Below are 20,662 nucleotides of genomic sequence, written 5' to 3' on the forward strand. Positions count from 1 at the left end.
TTGACAACGGGGGTTAAGTCGGGGTATAATATCCTTGAAAGACGAGGTGACAGACATGAATAACAGGGAGCAGCTAAGGCGCATCACGGAACTGACCGAGCAGATCGCCGGACTGCCGAAGGGGTATCTTTCCAAAAAAACCATCGGCGGAAAGGTCTATTACTATCACCAGTGGTCGGAAAACGGTGTCAAGCAGAGCCGCTATCTGCACGACAGTGAGATCGCGCCGCTGGCAGATAAAATCGAAAAGCGCAAGGAACTGCAGGCGCAGCTGCGCATGCTGAAATCACAGAAAAGCAGACGAAATGAGGCGACAGGTATGAAATGCACCTTTATGCATAAACGAACCCCCGTGGCAGAGCTCGAGCTGGACGATGTGACCGGCTTTATACAAAAAATTGGCAGTGTCTACGCACCGGAGCATCTGCCTATCGGCATCCCTGTGCGAAACGAGATCGCCGACCGCGCGGCGTTTAACGACTGGTGGCGGGATCGCTCTATTCCGGCAAGCCGCAGCGGTGTGCGGGAAGCACTGGAATCGTTGGGGGTGGCAGACACCAAAATGCTGCTCATCCGCTGCTACGGGCTGAGCCTCTCGGATCAGTACTGGATTTGTCCGGAAGGCGCGGAGCTTCGGTGGGAGGACATCAACTTTTTCCAAAATGATTTCTCGGAGGACATCGGAGATGTGCTGTTCGGAGAACGAAAGAAGAAGGACACACTCAATTTCAGCTCCCCCGACAGCACATCGGACGGCAATCTGAAAAAGCGGTGGAAGATCATCGATGGGAAGCGATGCCTAATCAAGGGCGGCAGCAACCCGTTCCGGCAGCAGCCGTTCAACGAGGTGATCGCCTCCGGTATCATGGAGCGGCTCGGCATTCCTCATGTATCGTATACAGTCATCTGGAGCAAGGATGCACCCTACTCGGTCTGTGAGGATTTTGTTACGGAGAATACGGAGTTGATCCCGGCGTGGAGGCTGCTGCAGGCGAAAAAGCAGAAGAACAGCACCTCCCGATACCGGCATCTATTGGAGTGCTGCGAGCTGCTCGGCATCGGGAACATTACACCGTTTTTAGACCGGATGCTGGTGCTGGACTATATCATCGCAAACGAGGATCGCCACTTCAATAACTTTGGGGCACTGCGAGACGCGGAAACGCTGGAATGGCTCGGTATGGCTCCGATCTATGACAGCGGCTCCTCCCTTGGCTATGATAAGATGCCCGGTCAGATGCGCTCGGAAAAGGATGTGATCTGCAAGCCCTTCAAAAACCACCACGCCGAGCAGCTGAAGCTGGTGACCGATTTTGATTGGATCGACTTTGATCGCCTCTCCGATGTAGACGAGCTGATCTCCAGCGTACTGTCTTGTGAGGAAGCTGCCGACTATATCGATGAGGGACGTATCCATGCGATCACGGAAAGCGTGCAGCGCCGGATCGGTCATCTGCAGGAGCTTGCGATGACGCAGACGCCATGGCAGCTCGATACCACCGAGGACGATGTCCGAGAGGAAGTTGCCGCGGATTACGCACCGAAAATGGAGTTGTGATGCAAATACAGCGTAAGCGCAATGGATCAGCCGCTTTGCGAATCGCAGGGCGGCTGATCTTTTCATTCCCTTGCCTGTTGGCTGCGGACGGCGTAGCTGCTTTGGTGGTATCGCTTCTGTTTTGCCATGCTTCTTCGTTAGACTTGGTGAATAGCTTTCCGCGCCTTCTTCCGGTATGCTTTGCTTGCAAAATCGAGGAAAGGAGCAGAACCGATGGAGGGAAAAAAGAACCTCTGTGCCATGATTTCCACTGATCTCCACAGAAAAATCATGGCAGAAAAGGAACAGCTGGAGCTGAACACACTGGCGGAATATGTGGAGCGCATCTTCACCGAACACTTTGAAGGAGGGCAGATCAGCATGAAAGCAGAGCGCACCTTGGCGGTACAGATCCCGGCGGAGCTCTTCGAGCGGCTGAAGGAATATCTGGCAGCCCGCAACCTCAAGCAAAAGCAGTTCCTCATCCAGCTCATCGAGAATGCGCTGGATGACACGGAAGCGGAGTGACCAAGCATCATAGGAGGCCGCGGGTGTTCCCGCGGCCTCCCTCATTCTTGTTGGAGGTAATCAGCCATGTACATTTACCCGGACAACCTGTCCGCAAAGGCCACGCTGTGGCTGTGGGAGCTGCGGGACATCGGCATCATCGGCGTGGGGCTTCTTCTCTCTGTCCTGGCGCTGACCCAGACCGGCATCACCCTGCCGCTGGTGCTGACGGCAGTCTTCGCCTTCCTGACGATCCGGCATGAGGGCACCAGCATTCTGGACTTCATCCGCTATGCCGCTGCCTTCCTGCTGACAAAACAACAATACTACGAATGGAGGCTCGACCCATGAGCAGAAAGCAGAAAAAGAAAGATGCCCGTGAGCAGTCCACCCGGCAGCTCATGGGCATTGATGACATTACCGACTATGGCATCGCCACCCGCATGGGAGAACTGGTATTCTTCATTATTAAACCCACGAACATTTCTGTGCTGCCGGACGCCGGCGTGGGCGCAAGGATCTATGCCCTGCTCAATGTGGTCAAGGGCATGGCGGAGATTGAGATGCTGGCGTTAAATTCCAAGGAGTCCTTTGAGAACAACAAGGCATTCTATCGCCAGCGGGCAAACGAGGAGGAGCTGCCCGTCATCCGAAAGCTGCTGGAGCAGGACAGCAAGCATCTGGATCGTATTCAGGTGCTTATGGCATCCAGCCGGGAGTTCTATATCCTCGTCCGGCTGCAGGGTAAAAAGGAATCCGATGTGTTCAGCTACCTCTCCCGCATCGAAAAAAGCATCAAGGATAACGGCTTCACCGTCCATCGTGCCACCGAGGAGAATCTCAAAAGGATGCTGGGAGTCTACTTTGAGCAGAACGTGACCACCGAGCGGTACGAGGATCACGACGGCGAACGCTGGGTCCTTTTCGGAGAATAAGGGGGGATATCACTTGGCAGCAAACAAGAAAAAAGCTACAGCAAGGCACACGGAGGACACACCTGTCAAATCCTTCCTGGATATGATCGCACCCTCCGTGGTGCAGTTTAATCCCGACCACTTCATCTGCGGCAACACCTTCCGCTGCGTGTGGGCTCTGCGGGAATATCCTACCCAGACCGACGAGCAGGCACTGCTGCGGCATCTGGGCGAGAAGGACGGCATCACCCTGCGTATCTATACCCGGCAGCTCACACCTGCCGAGGAAAAGCGCATTATCCAGAATGCCGCCAACAAAAACCGCATGGGCAGCTCCAACACAAATGACCTGCAGCAGACGATCACGGCGGAAAGCAATCTGCAGGACATGATCTCCATGGAGGGCAGCCGCCACCGCAACAAGGAGCCGTTGTTCCATTGTGCCGTTTACATCGAGCTGACCGCTTCGGATCATAACACGCTCAAACTGCTCCAGACCGATGTGCTGACGGAGCTGGTGCGCAGCAAGCTCAATGTGGACAGGCTTCTGCTCCGCCAGCAGCAAGGCTTCTGCTGCGTCAGCCCTGTGGGGTACAATGCTTTTGGTGCTCAGTTTGAACGTGTGCTCCCCGCCAACTCCGTGGCAAATCTCTATCCCTTCAACTATTCCGGCAAGACGGATGCCAAAGGTTTCTACATCGGCAAGGACAAATATGGAAGTAATATCCTTGTAGACTTCGACCAGCGTGATGAGGATAAGACTTCTGCCAACATTCTCATTCTCGGCAACTCCGGCCAGGGTAAGAGCTATCTCATGAAATTGCTCATCCTCAATCTGCTGGAGTCCGGGAAGTCGGTTATCACGCTGGATGCCGAGCATGAGCAGCAGGAAATGTGCGAAGCCGTGGGCGGCTGCTTTGCCGACCTCATGGCGGGGCAGTACATCATCAATGTGCTGGAACCCAAATGCTGGGATGATGGCGGCGACCCAGATGATACTGCGGCGCCGGAAGCATTTCGAAAAAGCACCCTGCTGTCACAGCACATCTCTTTCCTCAAGGACTTCTTCCGCGCCTATAAGGATTTCAGCGATGCTCACATCGACACCATTGAGATCATGCTATCAAAGCTGTATCAGAAATGGGGCATCACGGATCGGAGCAACTTTGTCCGGATGCGAGCAGAGGATTATCCTACTCTCTCTGATCTCTATGACCTGATCGAAGATGAGTTCAAAAACTATCATGCCGAAGCGCATCAGCTCTACACGAAGAATCTTCTTCAAGAAGTCCTGCTTGGGTTGCACTCCATGTGCAAGGGCGCGGACGCGCAATTCTTCAACGGTCATACTAACATCACGTCCAGCCGATTCTTGGTGTTCGGTGTCAAAGGACTGTTGAGCGCAGCGAAAAATGTTCGTAACGCCATGCTGTTCAATGTACTCTCCTATCTGTCGGACAAGCTCTTGACTGAAGGAAACACGGTGGCGGCACTGGATGAGCTGTACATCTGGCTCTCCAACCCAACTGCTATCGAGTACATCCGAAATTGCCTCAAGCGTGTTCGTAAAAAAGAATCCGCCATGCTGCTGGCAAGTCAGAATCTGGAAGACTTCGATCAAGAGGGTATTCGCGAGATGACAAAGCCTTTGTTCAGCATCCCACCCCACCAGTTCCTGTTCAATGCAGGATCTATCGATAAGCGGTCTTACATGGAGATGCTCCAGCTGGATGAGGCAGAATACAACCTCATCAAGTTTCCCCAGCGCGGTGTCTGCCTATACAAGTGTGGCAACGAGCGATATCTGCTGGAAGTACACGCTCCCGCCTACAAGGAAAAGCTGTTTGGCACAGCGGGTGGCCGCTGATGGTAATAACCGCGGGTATGATCGCCAAAGCCGCGGCGACAGCCCTTTCCAACGAGAAGCTCCGCAAAGGGATCGGCTGGGGGCTGGTCGCTGTTCTCTCGCCCGTCATCCTCCTGATCGCCGCGCTGTGCTCCATCGGCACAGGCGGTGCGGATCACAACAACCAGGCGGTAGCCGCAGCCTTCTATGGGACGAGCTATTCGACCGAGGTGCCTATGGCATTCCGCTCTCACATTGAGGAGATGCGTACCGCGTTTTCTCTTCTGGATTCGGCGGTCGCCTCCGTCAATGGGCGGACGGAAGGCGGAAACAGCCTTGACCCGATCCGAGTCAAGGCTGTTTTTTATGCCCTCTGCTTTGGAGAGGATGCGCCGTCCGCACGGGCGGCAAGCCGCTTCGTAGAATGCTTCTACAATTGGGAAACCCGTACCCGCACAGTCGATGTCGAGAACGACGATGGCACGGTTACCAGCATGGAAGAAGAATACACCGTCGCTGTTCCGGTTTCGCTGCATCAGGCGTATGCAAATCTCGAAGCAGAGCTGGGCTGGACGATCACAGAGGATGATAAGAGCAACATCAACCACATCTATACCATGATCGCCGGCACCGCAGGCGGCGGCAGCTACAGCGGCGAGTTCCTTCGCGGAGATGGAAGCAGTATCGACTTGGACATCTCCACCTTTGTTGATCCCGCCAATAAAAATGCAGCCGACCTTGTGACCTACGCCACCCACGCATGGGAGTCCGGCTGGGGCTATGTCTGGGGCACCTATGGCAATGTGCTGACGGAGTCACTCCTCACCTACAAGGTGTCGCAATACCCGGACGGTGTTGGCAATCATGAGGACATCATCCGCGCCAATTGGCTGGGCGGCAGGACCGCCGACTGCGTAGGGCTCATCAAGGGCTACAGCTGGCTGTCCCCGGAAACGATGACCATCGACTACGGTACCCATGGGATGCCGGATATCGGTGCAAACCAGATGTACTACAGCGCCACGGAGTCCGGACCCATCGACACCATGCCGGACATTCCTGGCCTTGCGGTTTGGCATGAGGGACACATCGGTGTTTACATCGGCGGCGGTCAGGTCGTTGAGGCCATGGGAACCAAGTACGGTGTTGTTAAAACAGAATTGGCTGGCCGAGGATGGACGCACTGGCTGAAGGTGCCGTATATCAATTATGACTGAGGAGGAACGAATGGAATTTCCAAAAGATGAAGTAAAGAACAAAATCGTCTGGACAAAAGGCGCAGACTTTACTGACGGATCACCGCGATACACCTTCGAGGGACGCGACCCCGCCACGACCTTTGAACGATTTCAGGTCGTTATCTATACAGAGCGGGAGCGCCGATATGCACACGACCCCGGAAGCCTCTGTAATCACTATTATGGTTATGTGCGTGACGACAAAATGGAATGTGCCGAAACCATCGGACCGTACTATTCTGTCCGGGAGGCAAAGCAGAGAACGCTGGAATTGTTTAATTCGTTCGTGCAGCAATACGCCGCTCAAGAATTAGACAGTACTACACCGGAATCAGCGGATCACGGACAGGATGATCAGCAAGAGCATCTTCAATACCAATGGGCAGGGGGAACATCGCAGAGGAAGCATGCAGATATGCTGGACAACCTGATTCCGCAGCACGATGCGCACACCACCGCAGCGTGGATCGCCTTCGCTGAGGAGTTGGCAGATGGTGCGGAAACCGCCTTCGAGCGAGAAGCGGCCTCGCTGGTCGCGGCCTTTCAAGAGATCTCCGAGCGATTCGATCCCAAAGTGGTGAACACGATCTATCAGACCATCCATGTACCGGACAACGCCCTGCTGAGTAACGAGATCATACCGGCAGCAGAGGCCGCAGAGCAGGGTGCGAGTGTACAAGAACTGTCTGATATGGCGGCAAGCGGACTGTTCGGTGGCGGACCGGTGCCTGAACTGAAGATGTAGGAGGAATGAGACATGGCCTATGTGAAAGTAACCCCACCGTCCGTGGTCTATCATCTGACGAGGATGGAAAACCTCGACAGCGTTCTGGACGACGGCAAGATCCGCCGCTTCATGGACAGCGAGTGCTGGTTCTGTGAGAGCCTCGGCAAAATGAAAGCGTACATGGAGCAGACCGTAATGTGTGAGGGAAAGCCCTACTATGCCGTGGGCGGGCAACTCTGCCGCTATCCCAAATTTGTGCCGGAGGACTATGTTCTTCTCAAGCTCACGCCCTGCGGCTACGAAGATAATTGGTACCGCTGGAATCAGGAGATCCCTCCCGGCAGCCCGAAAGAGCTGGTGCAGGCGGCGAAGGAATTTTCAGGGCTGAAGATCGGCTACCGCGGCGACCTCACCTTCCGCAACGCGGAGGTCATCGATGTGGCGCTATTTCTTACGGAGGAGATCGTGCAGGGCGAGTCGGTACAGACCACATCGGAACTGCAGGAGCTCCTATTTGAACACATCGAGCGTGAACAGCGGGAATACACCGATTCCCTCTACCGCATGACACAGGGGCAGCTCATTGCCAACGCCGGGGAGATCGAGGCAACCCGGATTTGCTATAATGCCCTGCTCACCGCAGTTTTTGAACGGGAGCAGTTGATCCTGCTTCTCTCTAATGACAAACCGCTGACCTCTGTAAGAGAGGCGTGGCAGGCAGAGCAGGCTGAAAACTATGACATGGAGTTCAGTCACACAATCCTACGGTTCTGCGAGGACATCCGGCAAGCGCAGCAACCGGAAATGACAATGTGAGAAACGAGGGGAATATGGACGATATCAGAAATACCTCTGCTCTCTTCGTCGGTGGACAAGATACAGCGTCCCATACAGAGCGGACGGCACGGGAGCTTTGGCAGCTTCTGTTCCAAAAGGCAGAAAACGAGATGGCAGGGTACATGAACCGGCTCGACCAGCTCTCTCGTGACGAATTGATTCAGGCTGCAGATGAGATCTCCGCCATGATGACCTGCCACTCCGAGCTGATGGCGTTTGGAGAAAATCTTTCCCGCAAGAAGATGATTTTTCTGCTGCAGCAGGAGAAGCCACTGGAACTTCTGAGTGAGGCTTGGATGGAGCATCAGACTGTGGATGTGGGCGAGACCTTCCAAAGTCTGCTCACAGGTCTATATGACGAGACACGGCAAACGCAGGTGCGTGATATGGTTTATGCAATACAGCCGAAGACTATTGAGGAACTGCTGACAAGCTATCCGGATGATTACTTTCAGCTCATGACGCCGTGCGGTTTTGTGGATCTGACTCCTTCCGAAACGGAGAAGCTCTTACACGGCGAAGCGACTATGGCACATCCCGGAGTCAGCGGATGTCAGATGCCGGTCGAGGCGCAGGAACTTCTGGAGATGGAGGTGCTGTCCTTAAAAAGAGACGAGCATGGTTGCTGGTATGCACTGACCGACCACCCACAGCAGAAAATGGAGCAGGCTCCGCAGGAGCCGCAGATGTTGTGATCGGAGGTGCGTTGCATGAACATGGCTCGTTATGAGCAGGAAACCATTATCAACTTCAACGAGGAAGAAAAGACCGCCGGTATTTACACGCACAACAAGATGCTGCGTCAGAAGCTGGCAGCACTGGCGCGGGACAGACCAGAGGATTGCAGGCTCGTGAAAGCGTCCCGCAGCGGACGGGCAGTTGACTACACCATTCCAAAATCATGGATAAAGATCGTACCGCCTCGGACCGCAAGTGAAGCGCAAAAAGCAGCTCTTGCAAGGGCTCGGAAAGCGGCAAGTAAGCCGCTATGACCCTTGCGCGCGCAGCGTTTCAACAACACCTGTCTCGTGCCGAGGGTAGTTACACCACCCACAACACAAAAACGCTGAAAATAGCATATAGAAGGAGGACACGCACATGAAAAAAGCAACTGTCACCGTCACCTTTGACGATGAGAAGCTGGGCGCACTGGAGTTCTCGCTCCGCAAGGAACACTCCTCTGTGCAGGAGCACTTGGAGGATGCGCTGAACGCTCTGTATGAAAAAACCGTACCGGAGCCGCTGCGGGAGTATCTGGACAGCAAGGCCGCTCCCGCGGCGGTGAAACCCAAGCGTCCTGTCAAGCCCGCCGCACCCAAGCCGCAGAGTAGTGAGCCGAAGCCTGCGGCTGTGAAGGAGGGCAACTGAGATGGCGGATCATGTAGACATCACATTGTGGGTCGACCGGCGTTGGAAGGATGCCATCGAGAAGCATCTCAAAGGTGAAACCCTGCAGGAGCATCTGGAGAATGTGCTGGATACGCTGTGCAACCAGCTCCCGGAGCAGGAATACAAACGCATCAGTGCCGAGATCTACGCAGAGGATGCTGCAGAGCGTGAAGCGAGGGAGGCCGCCCGCACCTACGCCGCCTACCATGTGACGGAGCACGGGCAGGAGTGGTACTTCAAGACCTCGCCCGGTGAGGAGCTGTTGGTCGCCTGCAAAAAGCTGCGCGGCTATGTCACCGCAGAGAAAGGCACTGCGCCGGACAAATTTATCGGAATGTTTTTCGGCGGGCAACCCATCACAGCAAAAGAGTTTGACGCCCTGACCGCTGTACGCATGGAGAACACCGGCAAGGTGCGCGGCGTGTTCGATGTGAACTTCGACAAGCGGGAGTTCTCCGCCGTACACATCATGGACGGCTGGCGAACCTGGGCGATGCGGGATGTCTCCCCGTCCGTCTACCTTGCCACAAGGTCGCGCTTTGCTTCGGCGGATGAACAGCTCTCCAAACTATTGGAGCTGCTGGATGGCATGGAAATCACCTCGGCGGGACATCTCTCCGCGCGGAATTTTTCCTTCAGTGATGAGATCATGATGGAGGAGGACGGTAAGCTCAACTTCTATGTGGACGCAGATTTTGATGTGGACGCTGCCTTCGGAACCTTCGTCCTCACGGACAAAAACGATGACTGGCTCAACATCTATGCCAACTACGACATCGCGGAGGATAGACCCTGCGACACGCTGGAGCTAACGCTCTGCAAGGGTAACGGCTCCGAGGAGAGCTGGAGCTATCCGCTCAACGCAGCCGAGCAGGAAGTGCTGATGCGGAAGATGGAGGAATTCTGTCAGCAGCAGACCGGCATGAGCCTGCGCGAGTATGCACAGCAGCTTCACGAGGAGCAGGCACAGACTGCGGAGCTGCAGCTGTGATCGTAAAGGAAAAGAAAGCGGAGTTTCTCTTGGCTGGTTATCCTAACACCGGAACAGGAGCAGCGCGATTCACCGGTGCTGGGAATGTGAAATCGAATCCGCTGCCCGGAGAGCCGTGCCAACTGGCGTGGCTCTCCCTTTTGCACCCGCGGCTTGTCTAAAAGATGCGGAACACCGCGTAGGAGCAAACCATGTAATAACTGCGGTTTCCATTGGCTTTTCACAAAACCAGCCATGGATTTTTTGTTGCTTTTCGTGGATAGCTTTTCTCCCTGCGCCGTGCCATTGTGTTTGCACGGGCATTGCCCGAATCAAAAATCAGGAGGAAACAAACATGACAATTGATACCGCAAAGGAACTGCAGATGAATATCGCAAAAGAGGGACTGGCATTGCTGGTGCTCCACCCCACCGCAGATGTGCGGCTCCACAGAGAGTGCATCTCCCACATTGGGACGGTGTGGGGCATCCCCGTAAGTGACACCCAGGAGGTCGCCTCACTGCTGGAACGTGAACAGGCGGCCATCCTTGCCGCGGGGGAAAATGGCACGGTGACACATGTGCTGCCGGAGAAAGACCTGCCCATGAATGCCAGCGGCCTTGAAACGCTGGATAACATCTGGGATCTGTTTGAAACGACTCTGCGCGCAGACAGTGCATACGTCAGGACGAGGCTGTTCGAGATGGCAAAGTGGCTGGAGGAGTCTCAGAACCTGCTGGACTGGATCGAAAAGACGCCGGCGGAAAAGCAGGCATGGATGGAACAAGTCAGCTGACCACACCACACAGGAGGAGCCGCCCCCCAGAGGGCGGCTCCTCCCTGTTTCGCCAGCTATGCCCCCTGTGAGCCGCTGTGTGCGGCTTTGGTGGCGAGGGTGGCATCCCTGTACCCCAGACAGGCATCGGCGCTGTTTGCCCCCGCTTTCGCCCCGCCTATGGGGAACTGTGCTGGGAACCTGCCTGTTCGATAAAAGCACAAGATAAAGGCCCGGTGTCGTTTCCGCCCCGGACCGCCCACAAAGCCCCGCAGTGCGGGGCTTTTCAGCGTTTTGAATTGTAGGCGTTTTCGCTTGATTTCAAACAGGCTGTAGGCGTATTTTCCCCAAGAGCTCCGTGTCGCAGGGGTTTGCGCCCACAAAAAGCGACATCAAAAGAAAGGACGGCAACTATGTCAAAAGAACAAATGACCATCCGGCTTTATCCAGAAACGCGCAGACAAATGGATGGTTGGTTGGAAGAAAGCAACAGCAAAAACCGAAACGAATTCGTGGAAAAGGCTCTGCGCTTTTATATGGGCTACCTCGGCACGGAGAATATTACCGAATTTCTCTCGGACGCGCTGGTGGCGACGCTGCGCGGGATCATCGCGGACAGCACCAACCGCACCAACGGCATTCTCTTCAAGTGCGCGGTGGAGCAGGGCATCATGGCGCATACTATCGCTGCCCACTTCCGTGATACGATGGAAGATCGCCGTGCCCTGCGTGGATATGTGGTGGATGAAGTGAAGCGCACCAACGGTCAGATCAGGTTTGAGGATGCCCAGGATGTCCAACGGCAGCTGCCGGATGACACATGGCGAGATTGATATTTATCTCTCCATACATGAAGGGCGGCAGAGATGCCGCTCGGCTGGCCCATCGCACCCGCTACTTCGCTACCCGCGAAGGTGTGCAGCTCCTCAAGGATGACAATGCCCATCTTCCTGTCACGAAGAAACAGCAGCAGTATATCCGGCGTCTGCTCCGCAGCTTCCCGGAGGCTCGAGAGCTGCCGGAGCATGAGGACTATGCAAACACACCCAACCGGCAGACTGCCTTTGCGCTCATCGCGCAGATCCACGAGGACTTTATTGAGCCCATGGATGGCCGGGAAAACTATCTTGACTATGTCGCAAACCGTCCCGGCGTAAAAGCGTTGGGCGAACACGGCCTGTGGGATGCCCATGGCAAGGTCCCGTCGCTGGAGAATGCCGTGGCAGAGGTGGCGCGGCACACAGGGAATGTGTGGACGCCAGTCATCTCCCTCTCCCGTGAGAACGCGGAGCGGCTGGGTTATACCGACCTTAAAAACTGGCAGGAGCTCATCAACGCCTCCATCACCGACATCGCCAAGGGCTATAAGATCCACCCGGACCGCCTTCGTTGGTACGCGGCTATGCACGAAAAGGAGAAGCACATCCATGTTCACATGGTGCTCTTCTCAACCGATCCGAAGGAGGGCTACCTCTCCCGGCAGGGTATCCGCAGCATCAAGTCCGCGCTGGTCAGCACGATCTACCGGAACGACCGCCTGCACATCTATGAGCAGAAGGACGAACAGCGCGGCCTGCTCCGGCAGGAGGCGGAAGCACGGATGGCAGCGCTCATCGGGCAGATGGCAACCGGTACTCTGCAAAGCGATAAGCTGGAGTTGTTGGTGGCAGATCTCGCCCAGCGGCTTCAAGAAGTTAGCGGCAAGAAAGTCTACGGTTACCTACCGCCCCGTGTCAAGCGCATCGTGGATGAGATCGTGGACGAACTGGCAAAGGACGAACGGGTGTCGTCCGCCTATGCTCTATGGCAGGATCTCCGAGAGCAGCTTTGCATTGACTATAATCAGACACCGCCGCAGCGAGTACCGCTGTCGCAGCAAAAGGAGTTCAAGACTGTGCGCAACATGGTCATCCGGGAAACGCTCCGCCTCTCGGAGATGCACTTCACCTTCGAGGATGATGCCATGCAGGATGAGCCGGAGCCGGAAGAACCGCCTGTTCCTCCAGATCCAAGTGCGGAGCGGATGATCCATCAGCGGGCTCGATTTTACCGCAGAGCAAAAAGCGTATTAGATGCTGCGGACGCAGATCCCAGTGAGAAGTCAATGGTATTGGTCACCCTCCACCGTTTGTGGGAGGAGGGCTATACTATTGCTGCTCATCAGCTTGGCAAATCGTATCGAGATGGAGTTCGAAGTTCAGTTGACCAAGAGTTGGCGGCAGAGTGGTTTCAAAAATCGGCGGAGGCCGGTAATCCTTGCTCCGCATACGCGCTGGGCAAACTGCTGCTGGAGCAGGAGCAGATCCCGCAGGCCCTTCACTGGCTGCGGCAGGCAGCGGAGCAGAACGATCCATACGCGCAATACCGGCTCGGCAAGCTGCTGCTCATCGGCGCAGAGGGTGTGCCGAAGGATATAGATGCGGCCATTCAACTTCTGAAGGACTCTGCTACGCAAGGGAATTCGTTTGCCCAATACACGCTGGGAAAGCTCTATTTGCTGGGACAGGAGGTGCAAGCAGACCGTGAAGAAGCTCTGCGCTATTTCGCACAGGCAGCGGCACAGGGCAACACCTACGCTCAATATTTCATTGACCATCAGGACGACTTCTCCGGTGCGGCGGCGGGAACCGCTATCCTTCGGATGCTCCATCAGATGAGTCGCATATTCCGTGAGAACGCCGCCCAGCCTGCCATTTATACAGGGATGCAGATCGACAAGAAGCGTCGCCGCAGATTACAGGAGAAGCGCATGGCAATGGGACACAAGGCGGATGACCATGAGGATCGCGGACTGACGCAACAGACACAATAAGGGAGGGACTATGTCAAAGTACATTCCGTTTACAACCGAGCAAAAAGAACGAGCCGCCTCGGTGGACTTGGAGGAGTTCCTCCGCCGCCGTGGAGAAAAGCTCATTACCTCTGGCAGAGAAAAACGCCTTGCCAGTGACCACAGCATCACCATCCGCGGCTGCGAGTGGTTCGATCACGCCACCGAACAGGGCGGCAGAGCCATCAGCTTCGTCAAGCAGTTCTATGGACTCAGCTACCCGGACGCCATGTCTCTGCTCCTCGGCGATGATCTGGGCGGAAGTTACCCTGCGGCAAGGGAGAAGGTGCCGGAGCCTGCAAAGCCCTTCGCGCTCCCACCGCAGAGTGAGTCCATGCGCCGTGTGTATGCCTACCTGCTGCAAAAGCGTTGCATCGACCGCGAGATACTCAATGCCTTCGTGCGCAAGAAGCTCATCTACGAAAGCTGTGAAAGATCCAGGGACGGGACAAAGGAATACCACAACGCCGTGTTCGTCGGATTCGATGAACACGGCGTTCCCCGTCATGGGCATAAGCGTGGGCTGTATACCATGGGACAAAGCTATCGCGGCAACATTGAGGGCAGCGACCCGAAGCACAGCTTTCACTATCTTGGCGGTGATGACACGCTCTATGTCTTCGAGGCCCCTATCGACCTGCTCTCTTACATCTCCCTTTTCCCGGAGGGGTGGCAGGAGCATAACTATGTGGCCTGCTGCGGGACATCCTCCATCCCCGTGCTGGAGATGCTGCGGCAGCTCCCCCAGCTCCGGCAGGTGTACCTCTGCCTGGACAATGACGCTGCCGGTCATGCCGCCAGTGAGCGTATGGAGAAGCTGCTGGAGGAGCGTTGTATCTCCGCGGAGCGGCTCGTACCGCAGCGGAAAGACTGGAACGACGATCTGACAGCAGAACAGGAAATAGAAAACGGAAGGAGCGACCTATGCCAAACTTTCTGTTGACAATGTGGGATACCCTGAATAGCTCCAATATTGGAATATTAGTTGCGGCTGGACTTGGAATGTTTGCCGTCATTGGCGGTCTCGCCATGCTGTCCTATCATTACACTCTCGGCAGTATCAAGTCCCGCACTGTGGGCGACGGTCAGCACGGCACAGCGCGTTGGGCAACGGATAAAGAGATCCGACAGACCTATGCCCATGTGCCATTCAAGGTCAGAGAGTGGCGAAACGGTCAAGCTCTCCCCTCAGAGCAGGGACTGGTGCTGGGCTGCAAAGGTAAGAAGAATGAGGTAACTGCATTGGTGGACAGCGATGACATCCACTGCCTGATGATTGCGGCTTCCGGCGCAGGCAAGACGGCGTTTTTCCTCTATCCCAACTTAGAGTACGCTTGTGCATCGGGTGTCAGCTTCCTGGCGTTGGATACCAAGGGCGACCTCGCCCGCAACTACGGCTCCATCGCCAAGAAATACTATGGATATAAACATATCTCCGTCATCGATCTGCGTAACCCCACCCGCTCGGACGGCAACAACCTGCTGACGCTCATCAACCGCTATATGGATATCGCCAGAAAACAACCGGACAACCTCGCCGCCCGCGCCAAAGCCGAAAAGTACGCCAAGATCCTCGCCAAGTCCATCGTCAGCCCGGAGGGAAACTCCGACCACGGGCAGAACGCCTTCTTCTACGATGCGGCGGAGGGCTTGCTGTCTTCCACGATCTTGCTGCTTGCGGAGTTTCTGCCGCCGGATGAGGAACACCCAGAGGAGCGACGGCACATCGTGTCGGTATTCAAGCTGGTGCAGGATCTGCTGGAGCCGGCGCGTGGTGCGCGAGGACGCTCCCGCTTTCAGCTGCTCATGGATAAGCTGCCGTCCGAGCACAAAGCGCGCTGGCTGGCGGGTGCAGCGCTGAACAGTTCTGAGCAGGCCATGGCCTCCGTCATGTCCACTGTGCTGTCCCGGCTGAATTCCTTTCTGGATTCGGAACTGGAACAGATCCTATGCTTCGACAGTGCCATTGACGCTGAAATGTTCGCTGAAGAGAAGTCTGCCATCTTTCTCATCCTGCCGGAGGAGGATCAGACGAAGAACTTTATGGCTGGCTTGATGATCCAGAACCTCTCCCGTGAGCTGTTCGCAGTCGCAGATGAGAACGGCGGCAAACTGAAAAACCGTGTTATTCTCTTTTGCGATGAGCTGGGTACCATGCCGCCCTTTGATATTTTGCCGCTTTTCAGTGCGGGACGCTCCCGCCGCCTGACACTGGTACCCATCATCCAGTCGCTGGCGCAGCTGGAAAAGAACTATGGCAAAGAAGGCGCATCCATCCTGATGGACAACTGCCAGGATGTGATCTGCGGCGGCTTTGCCCCCAACAGCGAGGCGGCGGAGACTTTTTCAAAAGCCCTCGGCAGCCGCACGGTGCTCTCCGGCTCTGTGAGCCGCGGGAAAAACGATCCCAGCCAGAGCCTGCAGATGATGGAGCGACCCCTGCTGACGGCGGATGAGCTCAAGTCCATCCCCAAGGGCAGCTTCATCGTGCAGAAGACCGGATGCCACCCAATGCGTACCCGCCTGCGCCTGTTCCTCGAATGGGGCATCACCTTCGAGGAGGAATACCGTGTGGAGGAACAGGTGGCCCGAAAGGTCTATTATGCCGATCAGAATGCGCTGATCCGCGCCATTGTGAGGAAGTATCCGCCCAAGCTGCCAGAGCAGAAGACTACCCGCTCCGTTAAGGGTGAGGGACAGCTCCACGACGCGCCCGTGCAGGAGATGGTGGTGGCGGAGGACATCGACTATGACCGTATGCCGCACAAGCGCACCCCGTATAATCTTCCCCGACAGGAGGTGGATCGGTGAGCTACTTTGACAGCATTTACGCCGACACACTCCTGCCGCCCAGGGCTGTATCCGTCTATATGTACCTCAAGGACCGGTCCAATAGCGCGGGAAGCTGCTGGCCCGGTATCAAGACGATTGCGAGAGATATGAATCTCTCCCGCAGTACCGTCAAGCGGGCACTGGCGGACTTGGAGCAGCACGGCTATCTTGCCAAGCTGCCCCGATACCGCCCCAATGGGAGCAACACATCCAATCTCTATACGCTGAAATAAATGAAAAGTGGATCGTACAGAACCCTGGTACGATCCACTTCATTAAGCCAAAAAACAAAAATCTCCACGCCAAGGGGTAACTATACCTGTTTGCTGAACCGAGGAGGGGTTCAATATGAGCCCACCGGAACAGCCCACTCTATCGGAGAATTAGGACAGAGAAAGAACAAGAAGGGAATACTCTTGACCTGCAGGTTTCTTCCATTTGAGTGTATAGTGCAACAGAGACTGTGTTATACAACGCCCCCCGGCAGCCGGCCGATGGGTGATTGTTTCAATCAATTATGGTGCTGAATTTGCCCGCCCCGTGGATGCAAAAATGCGAGGGTCTATACACCCGCCCCACTTGCCGAAACCCGCTCATTCTGAAGCTGCGCCTCTTTTATAGGCGACACACTCTCCGTATCGTACAATACCCTCATGGACAAGCTACAAAAAACGATACGGAGGATATTTTCATGAACGAGCTGCAAGCCTTTGAAAAGCACCTGCGAGAAAACGAGAAAAGCCCCGCCACGATAGAAAAATACCTGTGCGACGCCTGCGCCTTCCTGTGCTGGCTGGACGGGCGTGAGCCCACCAAAGAGCTGACCGTCTGCTACAAGGAAGGTCTGACCGAGCGATACGAGGCCGCCAGCGTCAACTCCATGCTGGCGGGGATCAACAGCTACCTGTCCTTTTCCGGCCGCGCAGACTGCCGCGTGAAGCCCCTGCGCGTCCAGCGGACGCTGTTCGGGAGCGAGGAACGGGAACTCTCCCGCGAGGAATACGCCCGCCTTGTCCGCGCCGCGGGCGGGGGTTGACCCGCGCAAGGTCTTTCCCCATTCTCTGCGGCATCTGTTCGCCCGCGTTTTTTACAGCGTGGAAAAGGATCTTTTGCGGCTTGCGGACATCCTCGGCCACGCCAGCGTGAACACCACCCGCATCTACACCATGGAAACCGGACGGCAGCACATGAAGCTGCTGGAGCGCGTCAGCCGCGTGCTGCTCACATAATGGCAATTCTGTTGCTGTGGAAGTGTACCGCAGGAAAAAGGGGGTGGCCGTAGGAGACGAGTTAAGGAACAGAAGAATTGCAGCGACCATATTAATCGATTACAACGAAAACGGAGGAACAAGACCATGAGAAAAAGACTTCTCAGCATCCTGCTGCTCTGCTGCATGGTGCTGACGCTACTGCCCACCGCCGCCTTTGCCGCCGGCGATGTGGAGATTGACGAAACAAACTTCCCGGATAAAAACTTCCGGAAGTATGTCAAGGATAATTTTGATACAGACAATGATGCCTTCCTTTCTGCGGATGAGATTGCCGCGGTGGAGGAAATCACACTTGCTCTATAAGTAAACACCGAATCGCACAGCGCGGGCATTTTGACCTGATGCTGTGCAATTTCTTTTTCACCGCATGAAATATTGACCTGCATAGCAGTTTGCTATGCAGCGTGTCTCATACTTTGGAACGATTTACATTTCCGTCAGGGGTTGTATAATAAACCTGAATGATTATAAACCGTGTCGAAAGAGGTATCGACAGGGGGATGCATCCCCTTGTCCCGTAGGGGAACCCTACGGGACAATTTCACTCTGATATAAGGGAGGGAAACGCTTGCAGGACAACATCATCGTAAAACCGTCCGTTGAGAAGCAGTTTGACCGTTTTCTGCGGCAGGGGCGCGTGCTCTTTTTCAGCGCGCCCTGCGGCTTTGGAAAGACCGTACTGGCGGACGCGCTGCTGCGCGGGCGGAACGTGCTGCGGCAAAGCGCGGCAGATCCAGACTGCACGATCCCACCGTCAGCGCAGGATTGGGACATTCTGCTGATCGACGATCTTCAGCTCATGCAGGAGGAAGCCGGACAGCAGGCTCTTTGCGAATTGATTCGCTCCAGTCCGGAGCGCCATTTCGTGCTGCTCTCGCGCGGTGTGCCACCCGGCTGCCTGACGGCGTTTCAGTACACGGGGCTGATGACGGTGCTGGAGGCCGACGACCTGCTTTTTGACGCGGACGATGTGCGGCGACTGTTTCAGCTTTCGGGAGCAAATGTAACAGATAGCGAGATCGACGGAATTTTGAAAGAATCCGCGGGCTATCCGCTGGGTGTGGCCATCACGGCGCGGTGCATGTCCACGGACAAGCCGTGGACACCGGAGCTGGTGGCGCGGGTGTTCCACGAGGTGTTCCTCTACTTTGAGACCGCCATCTACCGGCGCTTTGACCTGCCGGTGCGGCGTTTCCTGTTGGAGTTGGCTCCCTTTGAAAGCTTTGACCTGGAAATGGCGCGGATGGTCAGCGGCGATCCCCATGCCGGCGAACGGCTGGACTGGCTTCTTCGATACACCACTATGCTGCGCTACGACGACTGCCAGCGCTTCCGCTTCTGGTCGGGGTTCCGAGTTTTTCTCCGCTGGGAGATGGAACGGGAGTATACCGAGGAAAAGCGCAAAGCGCTCTTCAGCCGGGGCGGGCTGTACTATGAGCTGAAGGAGGACTACGCCCACGCCCTGGAATGCTACACCAGCGGCGGTGACCATTCCAAGGTCTCCGAGCTGCTGGTGCGCAACGCCGAGCTGCACCCCGGCATGGGTCACTATGCGGAGATGGAAAAATACTACCGCAGCCTGCCGGAGGCGGAAATTCTCGCCTCTCCCTCGCTGATGCAGGGCATGAGCATGCTCTGCGCGCTGGCGATGGACTACGAAGGCTCGGAGCGCTGGTACGGCGAGCTGCAAGCATTTGCCGAGCGCTGCGGCAAGCAGGACGCCGCCGGAAAGCAGGCCCGCAGCCGCCTTGCATGGCTGAACATTTCTCTCCCCCAGCGGGGCGTGAACGGTCTGACGGAAACCATTCCCGCCGTGTTCCGGCTGCTGATGAACAAGGAAGTGACGCTGCCGTCCTTCTCCGTCACAAGCGCGCTGCCCAGCATCATGAACGGCGGCAAGGACTTTTCCGCATGGAGCAAAAAGGACGACCTGCTCTACAAAACCCTCCGTCTCCCCGTGGAGGCGGTGCTGGGGCGGGACGGCGTGGGTCTTGCGGACTGCGCCATCGCCGAGAGCAAGTTTGAAAAGGGGGAGGACGTGGCCGGCCGGATGCTGTCCCTTCTCCCACAGCTGAACGAGGTCCGCAACCGCGGCACGCCGGACATGGAGTTCGCCGTCAGTGGACTGCTGGCCCGCAGCCAGCTGGCAAGCGGACAGCCCGCCGACGCGCGGCGCACCATCGAGGTGCTCCGTGAATGCTTTGCCGAGCGCGGTTTGACACGCTTTCTGCCCAATATGGACGCCATGCTCTGCCGTATTGACATGCACACCGGCGACCTTGACGCGGCGGACGCGTGGTATCGGGAAAAAGCCCCGCGGGAGCCGACGCACCTGAACGTCATGCGGCGCTACCAGTATCTCACCCAGGCCATGGTGGAGCTGGAGGACGGCAGGCCGGACGCGGCGCAGCTGACGCTTGCCCCGCTGGAGCCGTACGTCCAAAACTGCGCCCGCATCATCGACGGCATTCACCTGAATGTCCTGACTGCCATTGCCCTGTACCGCAAGAAGGACGAGGGGTGGCGCGAGAGATTGACGGCGGCGCTGGACGCGGCGGCGGAGTACCGCTTCATCCGCACCGTCAGCGTATACGGCACGGCGGTGCTGCCGCTGCTGGAGGCACTGGACTGGGACGGCAACAAAGCATGGCGCAAGCGGCTGATGGCGGCGGTGCGGACGCAGGCGGCGTTCTACCCGCATTTCCTCGAACCCCGCCTTGCCCCCGGCGAGGAGTTGACGCCCACGGAGCTGCAAATTCTCCATCTGCTCTGCGCGGACAAGTCCAACGCCGAGATCGCGCAGATCATGGACGTGAAGCTGCCCACGGTGAAAACCCACGTCAGCCACATCCTCGACAAGCTGGACGTGAAGCGCCGGGCGGAGGCCAAGACCGCCGCGAAAAAGCTGCATCTGGTACCGGAAGAGTTATAAAAACAACGTCCGGCGGACGCCGGATTCGACATAAATGCAAACTGATCTCAAGGAGGA

22 protein-coding genes are annotated in these 20,662 nt (G+C 56.3%); all 22 read left to right on the forward strand.

The window, feature by feature from the left end:
- The first annotated feature begins 55 nt into the window (after positions 1 to 55).
- The 22 genes from PY311_RS09205 to PY311_RS09305 all read left to right on the forward strand — a co-directional run bounded on the left by PY311_RS09205 (position 56) and on the right by PY311_RS09305 (position 20,605).
- Positions 56 to 1,558 carry a DUF6788 family protein gene (locus PY311_RS09205; protein WP_286148394.1) on the forward strand — a complete coding sequence of 501 codons (1,503 nt, stop codon included), beginning with the start codon at positions 56 to 58 and terminating at the stop codon, positions 1,556 to 1,558.
- Between the two features lie 213 nt (positions 1,559 to 1,771).
- Positions 1,772 to 2,065: a 4-oxalocrotonate tautomerase gene (locus PY311_RS09210; protein WP_286148395.1), complete on the forward strand. Its 294-nt coding sequence runs from the start codon at positions 1,772 to 1,774 to the stop codon at positions 2,063 to 2,065.
- Positions 2,066 to 2,131: 66 nt separating this feature from the next.
- Positions 2,132 to 2,395 (forward strand): hypothetical protein, encoded by a 264-nt coding sequence (locus tag PY311_RS09215; protein ID WP_286148396.1) that lies wholly within the window; start codon positions 2,132 to 2,134, stop codon positions 2,393 to 2,395.
- Complete coding sequence (locus PY311_RS09220; protein ID WP_286148397.1) at positions 2,392 to 2,979, forward strand: hypothetical protein; 588 nt, start codon at positions 2,392 to 2,394, stop codon at positions 2,977 to 2,979. Before PY311_RS09215 ends, PY311_RS09220 begins: the two co-directional genes overlap by 4 nt.
- A gap of 82 nt (positions 2,980 to 3,061) precedes the next feature.
- On the forward strand, positions 3,062 to 4,825 hold the full coding sequence (locus PY311_RS09225) for a VirB4 family type IV secretion system protein (RefSeq protein ID WP_286148476.1): 1,764 nt from the start codon (positions 3,062 to 3,064) through the stop codon (positions 4,823 to 4,825).
- Positions 4,825 to 6,021, forward strand: coding sequence for a hypothetical protein (locus tag PY311_RS09230; protein ID WP_286148398.1), 1,197 nt, complete (start codon positions 4,825 to 4,827; stop codon positions 6,019 to 6,021). The genes PY311_RS09225 and PY311_RS09230 overlap by 1 nt, the downstream gene beginning before the upstream one ends.
- 10 nt (positions 6,022 to 6,031) lie before the next feature.
- Entirely contained in the window at positions 6,032 to 6,787 is a 756-nt protein-coding gene (locus tag PY311_RS09235) for a hypothetical protein (RefSeq protein WP_286148399.1), read from the forward strand.
- A 12-nt stretch (positions 6,788 to 6,799) separates the two neighbouring features.
- A complete protein-coding gene (locus PY311_RS09240) occupies positions 6,800 to 7,585 on the forward strand; it encodes a hypothetical protein (protein ID WP_286148400.1) in 786 nt (261 codons plus the stop codon).
- A 14-nt stretch (positions 7,586 to 7,599) separates the two neighbouring features.
- A complete protein-coding gene (locus PY311_RS09245; RefSeq protein ID WP_286148401.1) occupies positions 7,600 to 8,301 on the forward strand; it encodes a hypothetical protein in 702 nt (233 codons plus the stop codon).
- Positions 8,302 to 8,316: 15 nt separating this feature from the next.
- Complete coding sequence (locus tag PY311_RS09250) at positions 8,317 to 8,598, forward strand: hypothetical protein (RefSeq protein ID WP_286148402.1); 282 nt, start codon at positions 8,317 to 8,319, stop codon at positions 8,596 to 8,598.
- Positions 8,599 to 8,704: 106 nt separating this feature from the next.
- Positions 8,705 to 8,974 (forward strand): DUF6103 family protein, encoded by a 270-nt coding sequence (locus tag PY311_RS09255; protein WP_154025245.1) that lies wholly within the window; start codon positions 8,705 to 8,707, stop codon positions 8,972 to 8,974.
- Between the two features lies 1 nt (position 8,975).
- Positions 8,976 to 9,986 (forward strand): hypothetical protein, encoded by a 1,011-nt coding sequence (locus PY311_RS09260; RefSeq protein WP_286148404.1) that lies wholly within the window; start codon positions 8,976 to 8,978, stop codon positions 9,984 to 9,986.
- A 334-nt stretch (positions 9,987 to 10,320) separates the two neighbouring features.
- On the forward strand, positions 10,321 to 10,761 hold the full coding sequence (locus PY311_RS09265) for a hypothetical protein (protein WP_286148405.1): 441 nt from the start codon (positions 10,321 to 10,323) through the stop codon (positions 10,759 to 10,761).
- A 392-nt stretch (positions 10,762 to 11,153) separates the two neighbouring features.
- Positions 11,154 to 11,573, forward strand: a complete 420-nt coding sequence (locus tag PY311_RS09270) for a hypothetical protein (RefSeq protein ID WP_286148406.1) — start codon at positions 11,154 to 11,156, stop codon at positions 11,571 to 11,573.
- Positions 11,561 to 13,552 carry a MobP3 family relaxase gene (mobP3, locus tag PY311_RS09275; RefSeq protein WP_286148407.1) on the forward strand — a complete coding sequence of 664 codons (1,992 nt, stop codon included), beginning with the start codon at positions 11,561 to 11,563 and terminating at the stop codon, positions 13,550 to 13,552. Before PY311_RS09270 ends, mobP3 begins: the two co-directional genes overlap by 13 nt.
- A gap of 10 nt (positions 13,553 to 13,562) precedes the next feature.
- Positions 13,563 to 14,513: a DUF3991 and toprim domain-containing protein gene (locus PY311_RS09280; protein ID WP_286148408.1), complete on the forward strand. Its 951-nt coding sequence runs from the start codon at positions 13,563 to 13,565 to the stop codon at positions 14,511 to 14,513.
- A gap of 2 nt (positions 14,514 to 14,515) precedes the next feature.
- Positions 14,516 to 16,381 carry a type IV secretory system conjugative DNA transfer family protein gene (locus PY311_RS09285; protein ID WP_434059943.1) on the forward strand — a complete coding sequence of 622 codons (1,866 nt, stop codon included), beginning with the start codon at positions 14,516 to 14,518 and terminating at the stop codon, positions 16,379 to 16,381.
- On the forward strand, positions 16,378 to 16,635 hold the full coding sequence (locus PY311_RS09290; RefSeq protein ID WP_055245649.1) for a helix-turn-helix domain-containing protein: 258 nt from the start codon (positions 16,378 to 16,380) through the stop codon (positions 16,633 to 16,635). Before PY311_RS09285 ends, PY311_RS09290 begins: the two co-directional genes overlap by 4 nt.
- Before the next feature lie 458 nt (positions 16,636 to 17,093).
- Entirely contained in the window at positions 17,094 to 17,438 is a 345-nt protein-coding gene (locus PY311_RS12675; protein ID WP_350309726.1) for a site-specific integrase, read from the forward strand.
- Positions 17,413 to 17,631: a tyrosine-type recombinase/integrase gene (locus PY311_RS12680; protein WP_350309727.1), complete on the forward strand. Its 219-nt coding sequence runs from the start codon at positions 17,413 to 17,415 to the stop codon at positions 17,629 to 17,631. Before PY311_RS12675 ends, PY311_RS12680 begins: the two co-directional genes overlap by 26 nt.
- Positions 17,632 to 17,757: 126 nt before the next feature.
- The gene (locus PY311_RS09300; RefSeq protein WP_286148409.1) at positions 17,758 to 17,976 is read left to right on the forward strand and encodes a hypothetical protein; all 219 of its coding nucleotides are present in this window, start codon (positions 17,758 to 17,760) and stop codon (positions 17,974 to 17,976) included.
- Between the two features lie 265 nt (positions 17,977 to 18,241).
- Complete coding sequence (locus tag PY311_RS09305; protein ID WP_286148410.1) at positions 18,242 to 20,605, forward strand: helix-turn-helix transcriptional regulator; 2,364 nt, start codon at positions 18,242 to 18,244, stop codon at positions 20,603 to 20,605.
- Positions 20,606 to 20,662: the final 57 nt, after the last annotated feature.

The organism is Neopoerus faecalis, assembly GCF_029218125.1.
Lineage (GTDB): Bacteria > Bacillota > Clostridia > Oscillospirales > Oscillospiraceae > Oscillibacter > Oscillibacter faecalis_A.